The organism is Telluribacter roseus (assembly GCF_017355915.2).
Lineage (GTDB): Bacteria > Bacteroidota > Bacteroidia > Cytophagales > Spirosomataceae > Telluribacter.
Genome location: NZ_JAFEUV020000025.1, coordinates 1 through 23,384 on the forward strand (window position 1 = coordinate 1; position 23,384 = coordinate 23,384).

The following is a 23,384-nucleotide window of genomic DNA, read 5'->3' on the forward strand; positions in this document are numbered from 1 at the left end:
CAGATCATTAGCCGTCAGCGAGGCTGTGTTGGCGTTGACCAGGGTGGCTGTATTAGGTCCACTCTGCTGCGTCCACTGGTGAGCAGCGATGCTGCCGTCAGGATCATTACCTGAGCCAGCCAGCGTGACCGTGTTGGCAGGCAGGGTGATGGTCTGGTCTGCTCCTGCGTTAGCCGTTGGTGCCTGATTGGCAGCCAGATCTGTTACACTGAAATTAATAGTAAGGGGTGTACCAGCCGTACCGGAGGCGCTGGCACCTGTATAAGGGGTACAGAGCAAGCTATAGTTACCCAGTGCTGGTGTCCAGGCATTGTAATTACCGTTGGCGTCTCCGAATAAAGCGTAGGGGGCGCCAGTCTCGTTTTGAGTACGGCTCTGTTTGCCACTCAATACGAATTTAACACTACCTACCGGATAAGGTTCTGTATTAGCCCGGATGTTCAAATTTCTGGTTGGCAGGGTAGACAGATCCAGAACATCGTTGGCAACCAGATCACGGATAGGTTGCTCTGAATCGGCGTTGATCAGTGTAAAGCTTATAACTTGTTGCGTAACATTAGCGGCCTGATTGACAGTTACACTCACTTCATCAAAGGATGCAGCGCCCTGATTGTCAGTGACCGTCAGACGGAACACATAGGTGCCCGCTACCAGATTATTAGCCGTCAGCGAGGCGGTGCTGGCGTTGACCAGGGTAGCCGTATTAGGCCCACTCTGTTGCGTCCACTGGTGAGCAGCGATGCTGCCGTCGGGATCATTACCTGAACCAGCCAGCGTGACCGTATTAGTAGGCAGGGTAATGGTCTGATCCGATCCCGCATTGGCTGTCGGAGATTGATTGGTAGCCTGATCTACTACATCAAACTTTATAGTTAAAGCAGTGCCAGCTGCACCCGAAACATTGGCTCCAGTATAAGGCGTTCCAGTCAGATTGTAAGTACCTGCAAGTGGCGTCCAGTTATTAAAGTTACCATTAACATCTCCGTATAGGGCGTAAGGCAAGCCTGAATCGTTACTGCTTCGGTTTTGTCTTCCCGTCATTACAAATCGCACACTGCCAACTGGTGAGGGGCTGGTATTGGCTCGGATGTTCAGGTTGCGGGTGGGCAATGTAGCCAGATTCAACAGATCATTGGCAACCAGATCACGTATGGGTTCTTCGGTATCAGCATTGATCAGCGTGAAGCTGACTAGGCGCTGGTCGGAAAGGACTGTCACGATTACATCATCTGTAGCAGTGGCACCACTATTGTCAGTAGCTGTCAGGCGGAAGGTATAGGTACCTGGGACCAGATCACTAGCTGTTAACGTAGCTGTAGAAGCATTAGCTAATGTGGCGTTTGATCCAGCTACCTGGCTCCATTGATAGGAGGCAATAGTACCATCAGCATCTCTGGCTGAACCAATCAGGGTAAGATTGTTAGCAGGGGAGGTGATTGTCTGGTCGGCTCCCGCGTCAGCTATCGGAGGCTGGTTACCGGCTGAGCAGGTAGTTTCAAAGTTAGTCAGTACCTGTGCGGTTGATTGATTGATAGAGGAATGGTACATGACCAACCGGTCAATCTGGTGTCCCTTTGCACGAGCCGAAATCTGGATCTTATATACACCCGGTGTATTGAACTCAGCAGCAACCTGATAAGGGTCTTCGTCGTTGGCATTGGTTGACCAGGTCCAGTCGGTAGTTTTCGAGGAAAATATCTTAAACCAGCCATCTCCTCCGGATCCGTTAGCCGTTGGTAATTTGCCACTGCCTTTGGGATATACCACAAGTGAACCCTGTTCAGCATAAAAATTACTGGCATCGGGCAGGCGCAGGAACGAGTCGTTGTGTTCGTTCTGCAGGAAACCAATACCCACTCTGTTATGCCATCGGAAATAGTACTTACCTGTCTTTGTGATTTTGACAGTGGTCTCGATCAGACCTACGCCTGTTTTGTTCAGACTTTCCGTATTAACCCATTCGATGTAGCTGCTTCCAGTATAGCCAGTAGCCGTAGTTCTCCGCTCCCAGCCCGAGGGTAGGTTTAGATTTTCGGCTTCAATTACCAGTAGACCATTTTGCTCTGCATAGGGAGTAGTACAATTCTCTATAGTAGAGTTAGGTGCCTGATCCATGATCGTAAAGTTAACCGTCAGCGCAGTACCGATAGCGCCGGTTGCTCCTGCTCCGGTATAAGGCGTACAGGTCAGGCTGTAGCTTCCTAGGTTAGGCATCCAGGCGTTAAAGTCTCCATTGTTATCACCATACAAGGCGTAAGGGAAGCCTGTTTCTGTTTGTATCCTGCCTGGCGAACCAGTAAGTTCGAACTTTACACTACCTACCGGGTACGGCTCCGTATTGGCCCGTATATTAATATTTCGGGTGGGCAGTGTAGCCAGATTTAGCACATCATTTACCGTTAGCTCCCGGATGGGCTGATCGGTATCTGCGTTCATCAGCGTAAAGCTCACTACTTTCTGATTGGAAAGTACCTTCACCGAAGCTTCATCCACAGATGAAGCTCCCTTATCATCTGTGACAGTTAAACGGAAAGTGTAAGTTCCTGGCACTAGTTCGCTAGCAATAAGTCTGTTACTATTGGCATCAGTAAGTATAGCATTGTTAGGCCCGCTTGTTTGGACCCACTGATAGGATATAATACTTCCATCGGGATCATTAGCTGTACCAGTTAGGGTTGCACTGTTCTGGGGCAGGGAGACTGTCTGATCAGCTCCGGCATTAACAGTAGGTGCCTTATTAGCGGTAACATCACCTATACAGGAAGTTTCCGGATTAGATAAAGCTTGAGCCGTAGCCGCATCGACAGATGAGTGATACATGATCAGGCGGTTGATCAGATGACCATCCGAACGAGGGGCTATCTGAATCCGGTATACCCCAGGCGTATTAAACTCGGCAACAATTTGCAGTTGCTCAGTATCACTAGTGTTGGTAGACCAGGTCCAGTTGGTAGTACCGTGGGTGTAGACCTTGAACCATCCTTCTGCTCCAACTCCATTGGCAGTAGGTGTTTTACCACTGCCAACAGGATATACGGTGCGGTTACCAGTGGCGTAAAAGTTACTAGCATCGGGCATACGTAACCAGGAGTCATTATGGTCCGTTGCTGAGGTACCCTTGCCAACCTTGCTATGCCAGCGGAAGTGGTATTTACCGGTTTTAGTGATCTTGACGGTGGTTTCAATGATACCGGATCCTGGTGCATAATAGTTGGCGGCATTTACCCATTCGATATAGCCGCTGCCGGTATAGCCATTTACACCAGTCTTTTTCTGCCAACCAAGGGGCAGGTTCAGGTTCTCAGCTTCAATTACAACCAAACCATTCTTTTCCTCGAAGGGGGCATCACAGGACGATATAGGTTCTGATTCTCTTTTAACCAGCACTACCCAGTCTTCAGTAGGTTCAGCCGGTGGATCACCCACAGACTTGGAACCAAGACCTGAGAAAGAGGTAACCGTTCCATTGTGCAAGGTACCCGTGCGTGGATTGTACCATTTGACACTATATATAGCATTAGTAAAAATAGTGATGTTGGTACTGCCACCATTCTTAAGGTATACTACATACAAGTCACTCTGTTTACCAATCATCCAGCCGTTACTTACATTAGTAAGAGAAATTAATTCACCTACCGGAGCATGGTTCTTAAAGAAGTCCAGCGCATATTTGTTATAACGCCACATTTTAGCGCGAGAGCGGAAATCCTGAGCGGTGAGGTCAGTTTCACCTGTCTGGTAGCCAAAGTAGTACTCTACTCCAGCCCCCAAAGCCATGATATTTCCCCATAGAACTTCCTTCCTTATGTCATTCTGGTTGTCGGCAACTGAACCCTTATTGCCCGAATAGTCGGCATCTGCTGCTACTCCAGTACTTGCATCGCCCTGTTCGTCATTGGCTACGATCCATTTCTTTCCGGCTTGTGCAGACTGTTCCACCCACTTTTGGGTTTCCAGATAGACATTGTTCCAGGGAGTCAGGAGGGAAACACCGGTGTATTTGGAATTATTACCTAACAGGGGCGGATGTACTAAGTATTGCTGGCCGGAGCCGGCATGAATGGTGATATGATGCTTGTAGGGGTCATTGCGGGAGAAGTACTCTGCCATGTCTTTGCGCTGCTGATCTGACTGCACGTTTTCTTCGCCCATGTTCCAGTTCAGGGCCAGGTGGTGACCGAAGCGCGCGATCAGCTCCCGGTAGTAGAGCTTGCGCAGAGTGCCCAGGTCTCCTCCATCCAGCAGCTTGTCATTTTCAGTTTCCTGCAGTTTAAAGTGCAGGTACATACCTTTGGTGTCGGCATGCTCAAACACCTTCTCCCACTGCTCGAGCTTGGAGCAGTCAAAGCGGGTGTAGTCGCTGGTATTCAGGTAAGGGTATACATTTCGGTCATCCCCGTTGATGTTCATGGTCAGGAAGGAGAAGGCATTGAGCCCCTGACCGGACAGGTAGTTGATGGCGCCGATGATGCCTTTGCCCTTGCCGTCCTTCCAGGTCGGATCACCCGACTGCCAGTCCTGCAGGTGAGCACCGTAGGTTTTTCTTCTGCCGCCGTTGTCTGGTGTATTATCAAAGTCCTCATAGGCCAGGAAGTTCTCGGGAGAGTCTACCCCTCCCTTGAGGAAGTACTCGCCCGTCTCGGCAAACTGCAGGTAGTGCTGTCCTACGTAGCGCAGGCGGCCTTTGCCCCTAAAGTCCACTCCTCCCTTATCAGTAGGAGCAATGGTGAAGGAGCCGCTCTGGCCATCCACCGGACTGACGGCACTGCCGGCATTCGGATCTTCGCTCACGGCAAGGTCAGGTCCTGTTCTCATGGATACAGAGTAGGTCCAGGTGCCTACTTCATCGGGGGCGAAGTGCACCTTCCACACGTTACCGGCCGAAGCGCTGGTCTGGGCAGCATTGCCATCGGCGGCAAAGTAGCCGGGCACCAGGTAGGATTTGGAGCCGTTGGAGAAGGTGACGTTGAGGCGGTAGTTGAGGAATGGGTTGTCGGAAGCGGTTTCAGAGGAAGCCGGTCCGTCGATGAGCAGCGTGATCTTGTGCCATTTTTTTAGCTCCCCCTGTACGGTCACCTGGCCGGTGCCATTGTTGACAAGGGTGGGAAAGGGTATACCAGCGGCCTTTCCGGTTGTAGGTAATGCTGCCAGTAGAATCGAAAAATAAGTTAGTAGTCTGAGCTGCCTAACGCCCCTGAGTAGAAATGGCTTCATAGAAAGTGTGTTAATAAATACATAGAATTTGATTCAGATAATGAAAAATCAATTGGTTAAGTAATAGATGCTGCTTGTTACTGTTCCGGAGTCGCACAGCCCTGCTAGTCGAATAGATCTGTTAGGTGTAGTACAAGTGAATATCAAAGGCATGTAGGAGTTTAGGTTAGGCTGATTCTGAAAAGGTGATTGGTGTGTACTGGTATTAACCAGCTTCTCGCTGTATACAATAAGTGTGTCTGGTGTTTTTATAAAGGTTACATAAATTTTGTGTGTATATATTATTTGACGTGACTTATACTATTGAGGCCGGATATAGCAAGAGGATTTTGGGGAGCTGGTTCAACAACGTTCCCAGAGAGCCTGCTTTGATGCCAGGCTCTCTGGGGCATTGATTATTTAGTATGTCTTAATCAGCTTATAGGTTTTTACTTTTCTACCAGCACCTATATGCAGAAAGTACATGCCTGGTGCTACTTCATTGCCGAAGGTGATTGTTTGTTCGGCTTGTAGATCTTCCAGTTGCATCACTACTCGGCCAGTGACATCAAAAAGAACAGCCGGTAACTTTCCTTCTCCTTTACCCCGCACCTGAAGTGTTATCGTTTCAGCAAAGGGGTTAGGATAAAAAGTTATTTCCAGGACTTCCGCATCGGCGGAACCTTCGGCAGCCAGGCGGGCTCCTGCCTGATCTACTACGCTAAAGTTGATCGTGAGCGGAGTACCGGCGGTACCTTTGGCGCTTGCCTCGGTGTAAGGAGTAGCCGTCAGGCTGTAATTGCCCAGTGCGGGTGTCCAGTTGCGGTAGTTACCGCTATCGTCACCAAACAGGGCATAGGGGAAGCCCGTCTCGGTCTGGGTACGATTCTGTTTGCCACTCATGACAAACTTCACACTGCCTACGGGTGACGGATTGGTATTGGACCGGATGTTTAGGTTGCGGGTTGGCAGCGTAGCCAGATTGATCACATCATTAGGCACCAGGTCACGGATAGGCTGTTCTGTATCGGCATTAATTAGTGTGAAGCTCACTACCTGTTGGGTAGTTGGTGCGGCCGGATGTACAAGTACGCTTACCTCATCATGAGCGGTAGCTCCCTGGTTGTCGGTGACCGTCAGGCGGAAGGTATAGGTACCTGCTACCAGATCATTAGCTGTCAGCGAGGCTGTGTTGGCGTTGACCAGGGTGGCTGTATTAGGTCCACTCTGCTGCGTCCACTGGTGAGCAGCGATGCTGCCGTCAGGATCATTACCTGAGCCAGCCAGCGTGACCGTGTTGGTAGGTAGGGTGATGGTCTGGTCTGCTCCCGCGTTGGCCGTTGGTGCCTGATTGGCCGGTGCGGCCTGATTGACAGTTACACTCACTTCATCAAAGCCAGTAGTTCCCTGGTTGTCGGTGACCGTCAGGCGGAAGGTATAGGTACCTGCTACCAGATCATTAGCCGTCAGCGAGGCGGTGTTGGCGTTGACCAGGGTGGCTGTATTAGGTCCACTCTGCTGCGTCCACTGGTGAGCAGCGATGCTGCCGTCGGGATCATTACCTGAGCCAGCCAGTGTGACCGTGTTGGCAGGCAGGGTGATGGTCTGGTCTGCTCCCGCGTTAGCCGTTGGAGGCTGGTTGGATCCTCCTATACCTTCGCCATTCAGCGTTACTACGGTACTTCCACCGGTTCCGGAATGGGTGATAGTCAGTGTAGCCGTCTTATTACCTGCGGATGTAGGGCTAAACCTTACATTCAGAGTTATACTCTGACCCACCGGAAGAACGAAGGGTAGTGTGTAAGGAGCCGTATGGGCAAACTCAGTACTTCCCGAGACAGCAATGGCTGTTATGAGTATAGCCTGATTACCTGTGGTGTTTGTCAGGGACAGCGGTGTATCCTTAGACGTATTTACCGCCACCTGTCCCAGCGGAGCTGTTGATGGAGCCAATAGCTGACTTTGCGTCAAAGGAGTACCTGTAGGGGTAGTAGGACCTGATTTAGAGAATAGTTCTTGTGTATTCAGTTCGGGAGATCCTCCCTGTGATCCCGATCCGGCGACGATGTAGATAGAACCATTATTAACAATGGCTTGTGTTGCATGTCTGCCTTGTTGCAGGTCAGCCAGGCGCCGCCAGGTATTGGTGGTCGGATTTAAAGCTTCCGTTTCCTTATGTGCTGTTGGCTGGCTGCTTTCTCCTCCAATGATAAGCAGCTCGCCATCCAGTACAGCCGAGGCAGTACCAGCGCGAGGGGTTGGAATATTTGTAGGCAGAACCGTCCACTGACCGGTAGCAAAGTCATAGCTATCTACCTCCGGTACCGTTAGCTGGAAAGTTTGTCCTGTGTTTTGGGATGAGCGTCTACCACCGGCTGCCAGTAATTTATTATTGATGATTGCAGCCTGGAAGTGATCTCGTGCATGGGGAGCATCAGGAAGTACCTTCCAGGTATTGGTAGCCGGATCAAACTCATCAAACCAGGGCACATAACCACTTTTATGGCCTTGGGTATTACCGCCAATCAGGTAAATCTTATTGTTGTACACCACCGCTCCTGCGGATCCCCGGCGTCGGTTTTCCGGTATCTCAGGACCTACAATCCACTTGTTTGCCTTAGGATCATAGATATAGATGTTAGGTACGGAAGTTTCGGAAGGGAAACTGCCTGTAAATGCTCCTGCAATGTAAACAAATCCTTCATGTGTAACGGCTTGGAAATGGTGCAGCTGAATAGGAGGGAATGCCGCATTGATCCAGGACTTGGCAACGGGATCGTACACCTGTACCGGCTTGGAGTTTCTTCCCCCTAGTAGGAAAAACCTATCTCCGGCCTGTACATAAGCCGATTCATGGCGGGCTGTAGGCGAACCAGAACTTGGGGTGACGGTTTGCCATGCACCACTATTTTCCGGTAGCGAAATACTGATTAGAAAAATGTCCGTTGCCGTGCCTCCTTTACCATCACTCGCAGTGACCTTAATGGACAGACTGGCCGGACTACCACCTGGAGGCGTACCGTTAAAAGTACGGCTAGTTGCAGTGAAGGTTAACCATGCTGGTAGTGGGTTACCATCTTCCAGACTGGCTACATACGTCAGAGCATCATTATCCGCATCGGTGAAAGTATTTTCGGCAAAAGCAAAATTAAAAGCCGTACCAATCATGGCATTCTGATCAGTTATGGCATTAGCAACCACCGGAGCCTGATTAGCTGATGATGCCTGATTAACTAAAACGCTTACCTCATCAAAGCCAGTAGTCCCCTGGTTGTCGGTGACCGTCAGGCGGAAGGTATAGGTACCTGCTACCAGATCATTAGCTGTCAGCGAGGCTGTGTTAGCGTTGACCAAGGTGGCTGTATTAGGTCCACTCTGCTGGCTCCACTGGTGAGCAGCGATGCTGCCGTCGGGATCATTACCTGAGCCAGCCAGCGTGACCGTGTTGGTAGGTAGCGTGATGGTCTGATCTGCTCCTGCGTTGGCCACAGGTGCCTGATTGGTCACAGCCGGATTGACGGTAACGGTGATGGCTTCTTCATCGGACAGAGCCGGAGAACCATTATCAGTCACTTTGACTGTGAAGGGATAGCTACCAGCTGCAGCAGGGATCCAACTGAATGCACCAGTAGAGGCGTCGATAGTGGCTCCCTGCGGGGCGCCGGTCAGCGAGAAGCTCAGGCTCTGGCCGGCGTCCGTATCGCTCGCCTGAGCGGTGAAGCTTAGCGTCTGACCGGCGGTGATGGTCTTGTTGCCAATGTCGGACAGGACAGGCGCTGTGTTGGGGATAGGTTCTGTGCTGGGCACTACCTCTATGGCAGACACTTTAGGGTTGTTAGCACTGCCAGCCACAAAAGCAATGTTAAGGGTACCATCAGTGACGCCAACGATAAAGGTTTCCTGAACAGCTTTCAGAGGTCCGCCAACTTTTGCTGTAATATCGTATTCAGTTAATTTGCGATGACCTTCGATGTCCACATTGAACTTGCGGGTACCGGTAGCCTTTACGCCTAAGTACACCTCGGCAAAGTGAAGTACGATCTTATAGGTACCATTGCCGACTGGGACGTTGTAAGAGAACGTTCCATTGCGTTCGGTGCGGTATAGGGGATCGTCGGTAGTATTGTCGATTCCTACAACACCGGCATTGTAGGTGCTACCTCCTGAGAAGTAGGTGTCAGTAATGAACTGGCGGCTACCCGAGGCCGTAAAGGCTGTACCTCCGGCGTTAAAGCGGATTCCTCCGTCATTGACTACTACATTAATGTCGTCAAAGGCGGTAGCTCCCTGGTTGTCGGTGACCGTTAGGCGGAAGGTATAGGTACCTGCTACCAGATCATTAGCTGTCAGCGAGGCGGTGTTGGCGTTGACCAGGGTGGCTGTATTAGGCCCACTCTGCTGGCTCCACTGGTGAGCAGCGATGCTGCCGTCAGGATCATTACCTGAGCCAGCCAGCGTGACCGTGTTGGCAGGCAGGGTGATGGTCTGGTCCGCTCCCGCGTTAGCCGTTGGTGTCTGATTGGCCGGTGCGGCCTGATTGACAGTTACACTCACTTCATCAAAGCCAGTAGTTCCCTGGTTGTCGGTGACCGTCAGACGGAAGGTATAGGTACCTGCTACCAGATCATTAGCCGTCAGCGAGGCTGTGTTAGCGTTGACCAGGGTGGCTGTATTAGGTCCACTCTGCTGCGTCCACTGGTGAGCAGCGATGCTGCCGTCGGGATCATTACCTGAGCCAGCCAGTGTGACCGTGTTGGCAGGCAGGGTGATGGTCTGGTCCGCTCCCGCGTTAGCCGTTGGTGCTTGGTTAGCTGCTACCGGATTAACCGTGACGGAGACCTCGTCAAAGGCAGTGGCTCCCAGATTATCCATTATAGCCATACGAAAGACGTAGGTGCCGGTAACCAGGTTACCGGCCAGCAGCGTGGCCGTGTTTGCTCCACTCAGGCTAGCCGTACCGGGTCCGCTTTGTTGACTCCACTGGTAAGAGAAGATACTTCCATCGGGGTCCGTGGCCGACCCATTTATTGTAACGCTGTTGGCAGGCAGAGTGATGGTGTGATCGGTACCCGCGTTGGCGGTAGGTGTTTGATTCGACGCCTGATCTACCACGTTAAAAGTAATGGTCAGTGGCGTGCCGGCAGTACCGGTAGCCGATTTCAGGGTGTAGGGAGTACACGTCAGGGTATAACTACCTACAGCAGGAGTCCATGGATTGTAGTCTCCGCCGTTGTCCCCAAACAGGGCATACGGAAAGCCTGTTTCTGTCTGGGTTTTACTTGATGCTCCGCTCATGACAAACTTGACACTACCTACCGGTGAAGGATTGGTATTCGCCCGGATACTAATGTTACGGGTTGGTAGCGTGGCCAGATTTAGCACATCCGTTGAAATGAAGTTACGTATAGGCTGGTCCGTATCCGCATTAATAAGCGTGAAGCTTACTACTTGCTGGCCCGAGCTCATTGTGACGGAAACCTCATCATAGGCCGATACTCCCTGGTTGTCGGTGACAGTCAGTCGGAAGACGTAGGTACCTGCCATTAGATTACTGGCCGTCAGGGTAGACGTATTGACCCCGCTAAGAGTAGCTATGCCGGGACCACTTTGCTGACTCCACTGCCAGGTAGTAATGCTGCCATCCGGGTCAACCGCGGAGCCGGTCAGGGTGACACTACCCGTAGTAACCGTTTGATCGGCTCCGGCTCCGGCCGTTGGGGGCTGATTAGTAGTAACCGGGTTCACCGTCACTGTAATCGTTTCCTCGTCCGATTGAGCCGGTACGCCATTGTCAGTCACCTTGATGGTAAAAGTATAGGTGCCGGCTGTGATGGGCTTCCAGGTAAACACCCCGGTTGAGGAGTTGATGCTGGCCCTTTCAGTACCCGATACACTGAAAGCCAGTGTCTGAGCCGGTACATCATGATCAGTAGCCTGAGCGGTGAATGTAAGGGTTTCGCCTACGGTTAAGGTCTTGTTGCCGATCTCAGACAGCACCGGAGCCGCGTTGGCAGGCGTATCGGAGGTGACCCGGATCAGGTCCCAGGTAGCGGTAAATGGCGTGGATCCCAGGGAGGTTGAAAGAATACCTACTGCCATTGCGGGGGCTCCCTGAATGGCTTCCAGCAGAGCACCGCCTGCTTTGATGGCCGGCCCCAGGTTGGTGATCGGACCTCCGTCCTTGGAGTGTTTGGGTTGTACCATACCCGTAGCCGGATTTACCGACAGATACAGGTCCATGGTACTCAGGGGCATGCCGCCGGGAAGGGTATACTCGCTGCTGTTGGCTTTCCCGTTGTTTTCATGCAGGATCTCTATACCTCCCGAGCCGCCATCGGAGCCGAGTACGATCTTAATATAGTTGTCCTGATCCCCCGTGCCTATAAATAAGCCCAGGGCCTGCCAGTACTGTGGAGTCTGGTTATCGAAGTAGGGGCCCAGCAGTCGGGTGTGTACAGTAAAAGGGGGCGTATCCTTGTTAACATTCACTCCGAACTGGAAGCCATTCTCCTGATTGTTCAGCTGCTGATATGGGTCGCCTGGTGTAGTACTGACTACCGAAAAAGCTCCTACGGCTCCACCGGCGATCAGATTGTCTCCCTCAAACAGGTCCAGGTAGTCTATTCCGTTTTGCTTGGGCAGCATAAGCCCCGTAAAGCCTAAGCCGAATAAACCCGTACCCGGGTGGTTATTGAATAGTTCGTACTCAATGGGCAGGTTGGTGGTGGTACCGTTGTGGGCGTCCAGCGCGAAATAGTCCGCATCATCCGGAATACCATCGTTGTCATCATCTGTATCATTCATATCCGATACCATGTCGCCGTCTGAATCCTGAGGCCTACTGGCCGAGGAGCAGGGGTTCGTGGCATTGTCTATCTCGTCGGCATTGCTGTAGCCATCCCCGTCGTCGTCCGCAGCAGTTGTATACTCAGCGTTACAGGTACCTCCGCCGCCGCCAATGGGCTCCGGCTCAAACACAAAAATGGAGCTCTCCAGGTAGCATACCACCCAGATTGTACCAGGAAATATATCGTTGTCACCCTGAGTGGTGATGTCCAGGGGCTGGCCACCAAAGTTGGAGGCAAAGGGTAAATCAAGATTTTTCCTCTGACTACCCTTAGTGTTAAGAACGTCGGTACCATCCTCTGTCAGCGTTATTTTCTGTACGGTTCCGTCAAACGAGGCTGCCAGCAGATGCCCCTGCAGCCCCGCTCCAAAGTTAGAAGCTGTATATTCTGCTATCCCGTTGGTAGATTTTGTGTAGGTCAGCAGTGCATTGTCCTTCTCACCCGGGTTCTGGAAGTCTCCTTCCACCGGACGCGCCATATCAAGAGGGACTGGTGGCCAGTCGGCCGGCAGGGGATGATCTCCCGTGGCGCTGGTGCGCCATACACCAGTAGTACCGTCGTGCGTGTACAGTCCCGCTCCGGCTGGATTGGCCCGAATAGGGTTAGGGTGTCCAGCGTAGTAGCTACCCGGTATGTAGTTGTTCAGGTTACCGATATAGTGCAGGTTATCCAGGTTATTTACCTTTGGATCATTAGGACCTGCAGTACTGGAGCCGGGTTCGCCTACTACATAGTTATTAGTAGCTGTTCCTACCCCCTCGCTGGCCGGATGGCCTCCCCAGCCCTGGTTGGCTCCGTTGTCAGTTACGTACATTCGTCTTTCCTTGCCCGGAGTTTTGGTAATGACTAGGTCATACGCATTCCGAAAGCCCGTTGCAAAGATCTGTACAGGACCGCCGGGTACCAGCTTGGCCTGGTTCAATCCATCGTTACCCCCAAAGGGGTCGCCTGAGTCCGGATTACCCGGGCGGGTGGGGTCATCGAGGGTAGGCAGGTCATACTTGTATTTGGTATTACCGCTTCCCTGGGTAGGCATGGCTTCAACCGCGGCCAGGTCTATAGATAGCACCGCCGTGGTCAGCGCGTATTCCGTCTGGTAAGCAAAGTTCTTGGAGGGAGCTCCCGCGTTGGTATTCCCCCCAATGACCATGTAGAGCATGGTACCATCCAGCTGCATACCATTGGTCGAGTGGTTTTCCTCCGAGCGGGGAAAGCCCCGTACCAGGTCCACCTTGTCCCAGCCAGTACTGGTTTTGGTTAGTTTGGAGATGATACCCGAGTTGGTATCCAGGTTCAGGTCGCCTGAAGGGCCACCAATGCGACTGTCACTCGAGCTTACATATAAGATAGGCGTTTGAGCCGTACCAGCTACTACCAACCCCGTGATCTGGCGCGTCTTCACGGTAGGAGCCGGTGTTCCGTCATCATTATGGTTAGGAATGCTGTTGATGATCGAAATAACCTCTTCACCGGTGATGGTGTAGTCACCCGGCGCGTTTTTAGCAATGGTGTATACCTTAATCAGACCATTCTGCTGGGATATGTACAGTCTTCCATCGGGGCCAAACTGTAAGGAGGTCGGGTTTTTCAGCGTGGCAGTTACCGCCAGTCGACCACCTTTGCTTCCTCCTTCTTCTTCCGCGGTGACTCCTTTCAGCTTGCTGGCCTTGAAATTAAACTTTGCGTTATCCAGCATCTTGCCTTTAAGTTTCTCCTTAGGAAGCTTTTTATCCTGCTTCTTGAGCTTGTGCTTTCCTTTGTATTGATTACGGTCGGGCCCTTTGCTTTGTCCCAAGGCATCAGGAAGGCAAAAAAGAGAAGAAAGGAGTGCGAGAAGAAGAGTAACCCTTTTGATAGAGTAGAGGTAATCTTTCATATTGGGATGGATGTAATAGTGTGTATATATGTGTGTACGAACATACTAGCTCATCTCCCACGTCCCAAGAAAAAATTATCGGGTGGTTAAAAATCAACTATATAAAGCAGGCCTTACAAGGCAAACAATGATGGAGGAATGGAGCGGAGGGCGCTTAAGCCAATCTGATACGATAGCCAGAGCCTGGGCATAGCCAAAGAAGAATCCCAACAGCAGACCATCTGCTGCTGTCTGAAATGAAAGTAGATAATACCTTCTTGACCCACCAGCCTTCTCATTCAGCTTTTAGCGACAGGGAAAGTTGGTGGGTAAAGAGTTACTTTCTGCTATATGGAGGTCATTGCTTGTAGAACGCTATACTTTTAATTCGGCTTCCAGCTTCTGGTGCAGGTCTCTCAGACATTTTACAATTTGCCTGCATTCCTCCTCCGTCAGGGTACTGATGGTATTACTTACCTGGTTCAGAGGCTTCCGACCGTCTTTCAGGATAAACTCAGTAGGTTTTACCGTACCCAGAATAGCCTGCCAGTCACGCGCCAGCTGGTCTGAAAAGAATTTTGTGTCAATAATGTTGAAGTAGGCGGCCTGTAGTCTGAGCTGTTCTTTCAGAGGGGAGGCCTGGTCGTGGAGGTTTCCTACGAGCTTGGACAGCTCAACGTAGGCAAAGATGTTCGACTTTTTCATATATAGTGTGGTATGGGTGATAGAAGCGGATCATAGTCAGCCTACTAAATATAGGCTTTTACGTATATATGTAATGTAACCGTTAAGTAAATTCTTGAAAGATTACTAGCCTTTATGTTTTAATTATAATAATTGGTTGATAGTAAGGGGGTTATATACCAACAGAAAGCCTGTTAATGTACTTTTATCTTCATCGGTTCTGCATCTGGTACTGCCGAGGGGGGCTAATCCGGCCGGTAGTCAGTTTCTATATTTGAGAAACTAACGATGAGGCCCGTGCTCAGTAGTCCATGACCGTACTACACACCCGGGAGCTGCCGCCACTGTTCTTTCCCATCTATAAACTAACGAGTACCCAAAGGTGGGAATGGTTGTAAAGGAGCCGGTATGAAAGTGCTACTGGACGTATTCGGGTAGCCTTTAGATAAAAAGAAAAGCCCACTGCCCCAGCCAAGTACCCAAATATCCAATAGAAGGAGGAGTTACCTTTATCGGAGCGCGCAGTCTCCGCAGTAGGCATATCCGAGGTGCACAGACTTGTGAAACACAGGTGAGGGGGAGGTATCTTTGAGACAATAACTAGCGACCAGTTGTGCAGTGACCATGTTTTCAATCATCAATGAGGCAATAGTAGAGGAAGAAGATTGTAGTAGTTGATTCACTTACCTGTGACGTAGGAAATAAGCCGCCTTAGTCCCGGCTACGGCGGCTTATTTGTTTTCTGGTTATCAGGTTTGGGTAAACTTTCAGTCGGTACTCACGTCAGATTTTCGTTATCAGATCAAGCAGCACTAATTCCTGCCAACAACTAATAACCAACTGAAAATACCGATCACTGAAACATCAATGATTAAGTTCTGTTTCCAGTTTTTGATGGAGGGATTTCAGTCGGGTAGCCAGGAGCTGGCAGTCTTTTTCGTTCATCTGCTCGATGGTACCAGCGACCTGGCTGAGCGGCACCCGGTCTCCTGTTGCCGTGGGAACGGTTACTGGCTTTACTGAGTTTACAATAGCTTCCCAGTCTTTGGCCAGTTCATCCGAGAACAGCCGGCTTTCGATAATGTTGAAGTAGGCGGCCTGCGATTTGAGCCGGTCTTTCAGAGGGGTTCCTCCGAGGTTGCCTACCAGCTTGGTCAGCTCAACGTAGGCAAAGATGTTTGACTTTTTCATGTGCGGTATAGTATTGGTACAAGAGGAGTATGTAACTCTTACGCAAGATAACGCTTCCCCTGTTCATCCCTATGCCACTCATCAAGTTCTTATAAAGTTACTACTGCGTATCGGTTTTCTCTACTATTCAGGTAGTTACCCGTATACTTAGCGTATACGTTTGCGACTACGGCGGTTACATTTTTTTAGAAGGAGGAAAGGAGGAAGGGCGGCCGCCGCGCGGTAAGAAAGGAGGAATGGAGGAAGGTAGGAAAGAAGGAAAGGTAAGAAGAAAGGAGAGGGGCTTATTGATCGAGTTTCCCTACCTATAACCATACCGCTGGCTTCTTATCTGGGGCAGGGGTAGTATAGGACCCGCCGCCCGGAAGGGCGGGCGGCGGGTCCCCTTTTATTTTAGCATCTGGTACTGGCGGTTCAGGTAGTTGCGGTGGTACTGGCGCAGGCGCTGGTCCAGCTGGTAGCCCGTGCGGTAGCGCTCGCCGATGTTGTAGCCCCGCGTGTAGGTGTACTCCCACCGGAACTCCTCACCCGTACGCAGGCGGGCCCGGTTGCCCTGCCACAGCTTGCCGGGTGGGATGGGGACAGCCAGGTTAAAGCCCAGCGTAGCGCCGTTGCGGCTCTTGGTGGTGTACAGCCCCACCTCCACGTTCGTAAATTGCCGGATCAGGTCCACCCGCGCGCCCACGTCGTTGCCCAGGTACTGGCCGCCCGACAGCTTCAGCGTCAGGTCGGGGCGGGGGAGGCGGTAGGCCACGTCCGCCAGTAGCAGCAGGTTGTCCAGGTGGCCGTAGATGGCCCCCCGCCGCGTAAAGTAGTACTCGCCCGTCAGGCCCGTTTCCAGCCCGAACGACCACGCCCCGCTCAGCGGCATGTGGCGGTACTGCACGTTAAGGCCGTACTGATCGTCGTGGAAGAAGCCCGCCGAGGCACTGAGGTAGTGATCCCCTTCCAGCGCCATAAACTGGTTCAGGAATACAGGCGCCGGGCGCACGATGTTGGGCCGGTTATCCAGATCATTGGTGATCGGGAAGAGCACGCCCCAGTTCAGCGCCAGGCCGCGGGTCAGGTACAGCTGGCTCTGCAGCAGGAGGTAGGTATTGCTCTCGATGGGCTGGTTGTGGTTGCCGAAGTAAGCCGCAAACTGCGGCTGCAGCCAGAAGTCCCACTTGTACTGCCGCCACGGCCGGTACGGGTTGCGGAAGGCATACGCCCGCCGTTCTTCCCCACTCAGGGCCCGGTAGCCCAGGCTCTCGCCCGCCAGCCGGTAAGCCCCCACCGGTACGCCCTGAATCAGGGGTACAAATTCTTCTACTTCAGGTTTGCCGCCTGCCACGGTGGCCCGCTGCATTTGGGCAAGACCGATGAAGGGGTTGCGGTACAGGCGCTGTTCGTAGTAGATGGTGCGGCCTCCCTGGGTTGTAGTGTCGTACGTTACATTCTCAAAGTTCTGCAGCAAATGACTTTGTTGAGGCTGAGCCACGGCCCAGCCAGTACTCAGCAGCAGCAGGATACAGGTTAATCTATTCATGACTCTTTTTTCCGTAAAGACTGGGGAAGGGCGTTGAGGGGTACGGTATACGACGTACCAAAGGTTACCTGGTCGAAGTTGAGCAGGCCCGCCTGTAGGGTCCAGCGCTTCCACAGGGTAGCGTAGCCACCTACATTGAGCCGCTTTGAATCCCACTCCGCCATCAGGCCCGCCTGCTTCCGGTAGTTTAGGCTCACTCCCCCAAAAGGGCCCACCAGGTAGTCCTTCCCAAATAGGTTTTCACTCTTTTTTTTCAGTACGAATCTTGAGAAGATATTGAAGTTCTGTTCATTGGTATCTAAATCACGAAAGATAAAATAGGGGCTTCCCATCCCAACTGATAGCTCTGTCTTTATCTCGTCGGTTATATCCAAATTCTTAGTAGCTACCACTGCGTAAGTAATCAACGAAGCTTGCACTGAAAAAGGTGCCGACATGATCACCGCCACCGAAGGCTGTCCCTTTTTCTCCTTTAGGAGCAGGTACTTCAGGTCCAGTTGCCGGTCCCCGATCATCCGCTCGGCACGCGGCAGATTTTCTCTTTTACCGTTCAGGTGCACCAGCGTTACGTTTACGTCCAGGCGCGGCAACAGCGTCAGGTTGGCGTACAGGATCCTCTCCGAAAAGTTTCCCTGCCCCCGCTGACTGTATAACTGGGAACGGAACCCATAGCGGTAGGGGTTGTAGTGGGCCCCGACGGTAAAGGTACCATCCGCTGTTTCCCGCGCCGTGGGCGTGTAGATCAGCCCCGGCTTGCCCGCGATGTTCATCTGGGCAGAGCCCGGCAGGGCCATCAGCCATAACACAAAAAAGGGTAGTGTAATACTACCCTTTTTTGCCATGAGTCTATTTTGCATCATGTTCATTCTCACAATTTCCGAACCAGTTGTTATTAGTTTTATAAGAGTATATTTCTCTGACCAGTCATTGGTCACTGATAACTGTTTAATTGGTCACTGCAAATTATCTTCCTCCTCCCTGGTTGTGGCAGGCAGCCGATAGTTCTGTGATCTTGGCATTAGCCGTAGTCAAGCCTTTGTTCAGCGCAGCCGTTACCTTATTGATGTTTTCGGTCTTCGCGGCATCGGCGTTGGCAATGGCGGCGTTCTTCTTTGCAGTACAAGCGGCGGTCTCCGCTTTTTCCAGCGTGTTGATCGTATCCAGAGCCGAGGCATAGGATATAACGACCAGCGCTTTCAGCGTTCCGTAAAAGCTTCCCAGTGCCGCCTGGTTCTGATCCAGCGTAGCAATAGTGGCGTCAAACTGCGTTTTGGCAGCGGTGCGGTAGCCTGTAAATGTAGCAGGAATACCGGATTTGCAGCTTGTTTCGGCCGCAGTGGCGTCTGTTACCTGCTTCTGGTAGGCAGCCTCTACTTTGTCCTGCTCAGTCTTGGCATCTGCCTTCAGCTTCTCAATCACCTTAGCCAGGGCATCCGAAGCCTTCTTCAAACAGGCATCGTCCGCCTTGATCGCCTCTACGGGCTCAAGTAGCTCGGGCAGACCGGTACGTCCGTTTACGGTAGTTCCGTTTACGGTAGGCAGGGCAAAGGTTGGCAGGAAGCTAGCCAACGCTGGATTTTTCTTGATCTCATTCAGGGCATTGCTTACTTCCGCAGGCAGGGCTCCGCCGTTTGCCACAGCCTGGAGTTGAGCAGGTGTCACGGAGTTGATAGCCGCTATCTGATCATTGTTCAGGGTTGAGGATACCTGGCTGGCAGTGTTCTGCATGGTCTGGGTGGGGGCACCACCGGTGTAGCCGCTTACTGTGGTAGTGGTCGGGGCCGAAAAGGTACCTGACTGGGCAGTAACGGCGGGCGGAGTCGTTAGGGTGACGGTCTCTACGACAATGCCTTCCACTTCTTTCTCAAAATCAGGCGTGGGAGGGGGAGTATCGTGGTCCTTACAGTTGTAAAGAGCAAGCGTAGCGAACAAGCCGTACGCCAATAGGGATGCATAGCGTTTTTTCATTGGATAAGGTAGATACGTTTTTTGTTGTGTATAAGGTTTAAAAAATTAAACTTTCATCGTGAGTGGCGGAGCGGGTATATGGTTGAACTATCAACCGCCAGCCTTTTCCCCTTTTCCCAACCCCTTATCAGCAATCAATACCCTGCTTCTTACCAATGAGCGCACAATAATAGAGCGTTTTCTTCGCTTATTGCACCCTCACGCAGGGTTTTCTTGCCAGCCAAAGGTTTTTTTGAATTTATAAACGGCCGTCGCACGGTTTATGAGCGACTATCACCGAATACTATTCTCTGGTCACTGGACACTGATCACTGGCGGAACGCCGTCCGGTCACTGCTTAATTGGTCACTGGACACTGGTCACTGGTCACTGGTCATTGAACCCTACCTTCCTCTGCCAAGCATCATCACCAGTATGGTTTGGCATACCAGGCTGATGTCCTGCCGGAGGCTGTACTTACCCAGGTACTCCAGGTCGTAGCGCAGCCGGCTAACATTCTCGGCCACGTTGGTGGCGTAGCCTACCTTGATCTGCCCGATGGAGGTAATTCCAGGCTTTACCGTCAGCACTTTCTTGAACTCGTGCGGGGCCGCCTGCATCAGCATATCCACGTCGTACTTGTACAGGGGTCGCGGGCCCACGATCGACATCTCGCCCCGGATCACGTTCAGGAACTGCGGCAGTTCATCCAGCCGGCTCCGGCGCAGGAAGCGCCCGATCGGCGTGATGCGTGGGTCATGACTCCCCTGCGAGTGTTTGAGGCCCGTTTTGTCGGCATCCACGTACATGCTGCGGAACTTGTATATCTTGAAGATTTGCCCCCACTGGCCCGAGCGCTCCTGCAGGAAGAACACCGGCCCCTTCGACGTCAGCTTTACCGCGAGCATTACCAGCAGGAACACGGGCGCCCCCGCCAGCATTACGGTGATGGAGAAGGCCAGGTCAAAAGCCCGCTTCACCCGCTGATCCTGCACGCTCGAGAAGGGCTTGGTTGATACATCTATCACCGGGTACACATCGTGGTACTCAATGGTCGCCAGGTTAGAAACAAAGCCCCGAAAGTCCGGCACCAGCCGGACCTGCGTACGCTGCCGCTCGGCCACCCGGATAATGCTGCGTACCTGCTCGTCGCTAAGCCGCGAAAGGCAGCAGTAGATATAGTCCAATTCATTTTCTTCCAGATACTGTTCCAGGGCGGCCTCGTCGGTGCTCTGGCCCCAGAACTCAAAGAGGCCGCTGTAGCGGTAGCCCAGCTGGGGACGCTGCTCGTAGAAGCCCTTAATGTAGTCAGTCACCTCGTCGTGGCCGATCACCGCGTAGCGCCTGTAGTTGTAGCCGGCCTGGCGGTATAGTTGCATCGACAGCAGCAAGCCGATGCGTACCACAGTGGCTGATATGATAAACAACCCATAGGTCATTCCCAGTTGCACCCGCGAGTACTCCTCTCCCACGTGGGTCAGGTACAGGATGGCCATGGTACCAAAGGCATGGAGCAGGGTGGCCTTCAGGAGCCCACCAATCTGGTCATTAAAGTTATACGACAGGCGAGTAAATTGGTAGGTCCGTAACCCGTATATACAAAAGACCCACAGCAGGTTACTCACCAGCAACAGGTTGAGGTAGTGATCATTTCGCTCCAGCAGTCCGTCCTCAAATCGTAGCAGATAAGCAGCTATGAAGGACATATTTAGCAGCAAAATGTCAGTCCACAGGTGGGCTTTTGGTAGCGGACTGGTTGAACGACTTTTCATAACAGATACTGAGGATGTACAATTTTACTAGTTGGTTACAGACCAAAAATTATAAATAATTGAAAGTCTGAAACATTTTAAATATTTTTTATGCCTTCCAAATCGCTCTTTTTCTGTACATGAAAAGTAAGCAAAAACTTGGCCAATTTTTAAAATACTTAAATTATTTATGCATATTTTTTATTATTTAGAGTTGAATGCAACTGTAAGAGCTGCATTTACAACAAAACAGAATATGCAGTTGACATTGAACAAAGGTTAAACAAAGAAGCAGGGATCCATGTCGGCAATTTGAACAAAAATAATTAAATAACTATTATCAAGGATCATCTATTTATCGAACGGTATGAAAATAGGCTTCATTTATAAATTGTTAAATTTTCAATCATAAATGATAATAAAACCATAGATTTTAAATCATAGAAAAATATTGCTACAAATAAATATTAATTAGAGGATATTTTAAGAAGCCTTACTTTATACCATTCTTTAATGAAGAGCAAGATAAATAATGGATTAGTTGTTAAATATCTTTTCCATAAGCGACCTGGCTCTTGATATAATCTAAATAACCATTCAAGGCTCATCCGCTGCATCCAAATTGGTGCACGGCTTTGTAATCCAGCAAAAACGGGAAATGCTCCTCCTAAACCAATCATCAATGCATTTACCTTACCTTTCATTTCTGCCATCCACTTTTCTTGTTTGGGGCAACCAAGGGCTACAAATACTATATGGGCGCCAGATAGATTAATTCTTTGAGCTATAGCTTCATCCTCTTCTTTATTCAAAGGTCGAAATGGCGGAGAAATGGCACCAGCAATTTTTAAATTAGGATATATGCTCATACAGCGTTTACGCATTGCATCCAAGACTTCAGGAGTAGATCCAAAAAAGAAAACATTAAGTTCTTGTTTTTCTGCTTGTAAAAGAAGAGAAGGTAAAAGATCCATGCCTGCCACTCGATCCTGATGAGTACCATAAAGCCATTTTAAACCAATGGATAGAGGAACACCATCTGGAGCAACTATATCTGCATCATTAACAATTTTAGCAAAAGTAGAACTTTTATATGCCTCGACTATCATATGAACATTTGCTACACATACATAAGAGGATATTTTACTTTTTGCTATATTAGTTAATTTTTCAACAAATGTATCGTAACTACCAGTGGTTATGTAAGTTTCAAGAAGAGGCTTTCTCATTAATAACACTTTTATATATGGATATAAGAAACTGTCTATTTAATTCAGGAGAATATTTTCGATTATATGAAGTGAATGCATTATAATAATATTCTAATTTATCATTGTATTGAAGTTTATGCCAAATATTGATTTTTTCAAGTAAGCTTATATAATTACCTGCCTCGAAATGAAGGCCATTAAATTTGTGTTCAACCATTGATGCCATAGCACCTATATTACTTGCAATTACAGGAGTGCCATTAGAAAATGCTTCAAGTATAGTCATTGGCATGCCCTCGTACCATATTGAAGGAAATATCAAAGCTGAACATGTCTTTAATTCTTTGTTAACATCTTCATTTGATAAGTTACCTAAAAAAATAATTTTGTCAAAATCTTGTATTAATGAGACAACTTTTTCTTCCAAAGGCCCACTGCCAGCAATCTTTAATTTGAATTTAGATTTACTAAAAGCTTCTATCAATGTTAAAACTCCCTTTTCGTTAGAAAGTCTACCAATATATAAGAAATGATCTTCACGATCTAAATTTATTTCAGTTGAAGTTTGTATTGTAAAATTGGGTTTGACTACAACTTGTTCGCAAGCTAAACCAAACTTAGATTTAAGTATGACTTCTTTATAAGAATCTGTTAGTGCGATGTATTTACTTATAGTTTTCCATGTACCAAAAATTTTGTGTATCCATATAACTGTAGCAAGCCAAAAAGTAAGAATAAAAGAGTTACGGTATGCCTTATTTAGTATAGCAGTCCACGGAAATGACTGATTTATGCTTTCGGTATGTATAGTGTTATTATAAAATAAAGTACCAGAAGGACATATTAGGCGATAATTATGTAAAGTCAATAAAGTAGGTTTGTTGAAAAATTTTGCAATAACGAATACAATAGGTCCGAGTGCAAAATGAATATTATGAATATGTATAAGATCAGGATTGTATCTTTTAATTTCTTTTAGAATTTTTATTCCAGCAAAAATATTAAATATATATAAAATAAATTGTAAAGCTCCTAAGATCCCATTCTTATTTTTAAATATAAGAACCCTGATATCAACTTGTTCTTTTAATAAATTATATTCGTTATAGAAAACAGTATCCTCGCCACCACTTTTTTGGTAGAATGTATGTATTAGTAAAACTTTCATAACTTATT

10 protein-coding genes are annotated in these 23,384 nt (G+C 49.8%); all 10 read right to left on the minus strand.

The window, feature by feature from the left end:
* Positions 1-5,214: DUF5060 domain-containing protein (locus tag JTN23_RS24850; protein WP_247237822.1), on the minus strand; the 5,214-nt coding region annotated here is incomplete at its 3' end.
* Positions 5,215-5,613: 399 nt separating this feature from the next.
* The gene (locus JTN23_RS24855) at positions 5,614-13,917 is read right to left on the minus strand and encodes a PKD domain-containing protein (protein WP_247237823.1); all 8,304 of its coding nucleotides are present in this window, start codon (positions 13,915-13,917) and stop codon (positions 5,614-5,616) included.
* Between the two features lie 354 nt (positions 13,918-14,271).
* Complete coding sequence (locus tag JTN23_RS24860; RefSeq protein WP_247237824.1) at positions 14,272-14,601, minus strand: hypothetical protein; 330 nt, start codon at positions 14,599-14,601, stop codon at positions 14,272-14,274.
* Between the two features lie 843 nt (positions 14,602-15,444).
* Positions 15,445-15,771: a hypothetical protein gene (locus JTN23_RS24865; RefSeq protein ID WP_247237825.1), complete on the minus strand. Its 327-nt coding sequence runs from the start codon at positions 15,769-15,771 to the stop codon at positions 15,445-15,447.
* Positions 15,772-16,159: 388 nt separating this feature from the next.
* The gene (locus JTN23_RS24870; RefSeq protein ID WP_247237826.1) at positions 16,160-17,299 is read right to left on the minus strand and encodes a YjbH domain-containing protein; all 1,140 of its coding nucleotides are present in this window, start codon (positions 17,297-17,299) and stop codon (positions 16,160-16,162) included.
* Positions 17,296-18,141 (minus strand): YjbH domain-containing protein, encoded by an 846-nt coding sequence (locus JTN23_RS24875; RefSeq protein ID WP_247237827.1) that lies wholly within the window; start codon positions 18,139-18,141, stop codon positions 17,296-17,298. The genes JTN23_RS24870 and JTN23_RS24875 overlap by 4 nt, the downstream gene beginning before the upstream one ends.
* A gap of 121 nt (positions 18,142-18,262) precedes the next feature.
* Positions 18,263-19,267: a hypothetical protein gene (locus JTN23_RS24880; RefSeq protein WP_247237828.1), complete on the minus strand. Its 1,005-nt coding sequence runs from the start codon at positions 19,265-19,267 to the stop codon at positions 18,263-18,265.
* Between the two features lie 383 nt (positions 19,268-19,650).
* Positions 19,651-21,018: a sugar transferase gene (locus tag JTN23_RS24885; RefSeq protein ID WP_247237829.1), complete on the minus strand. Its 1,368-nt coding sequence runs from the start codon at positions 21,016-21,018 to the stop codon at positions 19,651-19,653.
* A 446-nt stretch (positions 21,019-21,464) separates the two neighbouring features.
* Positions 21,465-22,226, minus strand: coding sequence for a WecB/TagA/CpsF family glycosyltransferase (locus JTN23_RS24890; protein ID WP_247237830.1), 762 nt, complete (start codon positions 22,224-22,226; stop codon positions 21,465-21,467).
* Positions 22,207-23,376, minus strand: coding sequence for a glycosyltransferase family 4 protein (locus JTN23_RS24895; protein WP_247237831.1), 1,170 nt, complete (start codon positions 23,374-23,376; stop codon positions 22,207-22,209). Before JTN23_RS24895 ends, JTN23_RS24890 begins: the two co-directional genes overlap by 20 nt.
* Positions 23,377-23,384 lie beyond the last annotated feature (8 nt).

Coding starts and splice junctions, on each gene's coding strand:
- JTN23_RS24865 (WP_247237825.1), bottom strand. CDS start 15,771: ATGAAAAAGTCAAACATCTTTGCCTACGTTGAGCTGACCAAGCTGGTA.
- JTN23_RS24885 (WP_247237829.1), bottom strand. CDS start 21,018: ATGAAAAGTCGTTCAACCAGTCCGCTACCAAAAGCCCACCTGTGGACT.
- JTN23_RS24880 (WP_247237828.1), bottom strand. CDS start 19,267: ATGAAAAAACGCTATGCATCCCTATTGGCGTACGGCTTGTTCGCTACG.
- JTN23_RS24855 (WP_247237823.1), bottom strand. CDS start 13,917: ATGAAAGATTACCTCTACTCTATCAAAAGGGTTACTCTTCTTCTCGCA.
- JTN23_RS24870 (WP_247237826.1), bottom strand. CDS start 17,299: ATGAATAGATTAACCTGTATCCTGCTGCTGCTGAGTACTGGCTGGGCC.
- JTN23_RS24895 (WP_247237831.1), bottom strand. CDS start 23,376: ATGAAAGTTTTACTAATACATACATTCTACCAAAAAAGTGGTGGCGAG.
- JTN23_RS24860 (WP_247237824.1), bottom strand. CDS start 14,601: ATGAAAAAGTCGAACATCTTTGCCTACGTTGAGCTGTCCAAGCTCGTA.
- JTN23_RS24890 (WP_247237830.1), bottom strand. CDS start 22,226: ATGAGAAAGCCTCTTCTTGAAACTTACATAACCACTGGTAGTTACGAT.
- JTN23_RS24875 (WP_247237827.1), bottom strand. CDS start 18,141: ATGGCAAAAAAGGGTAGTATTACACTACCCTTTTTTGTGTTATGGCTG.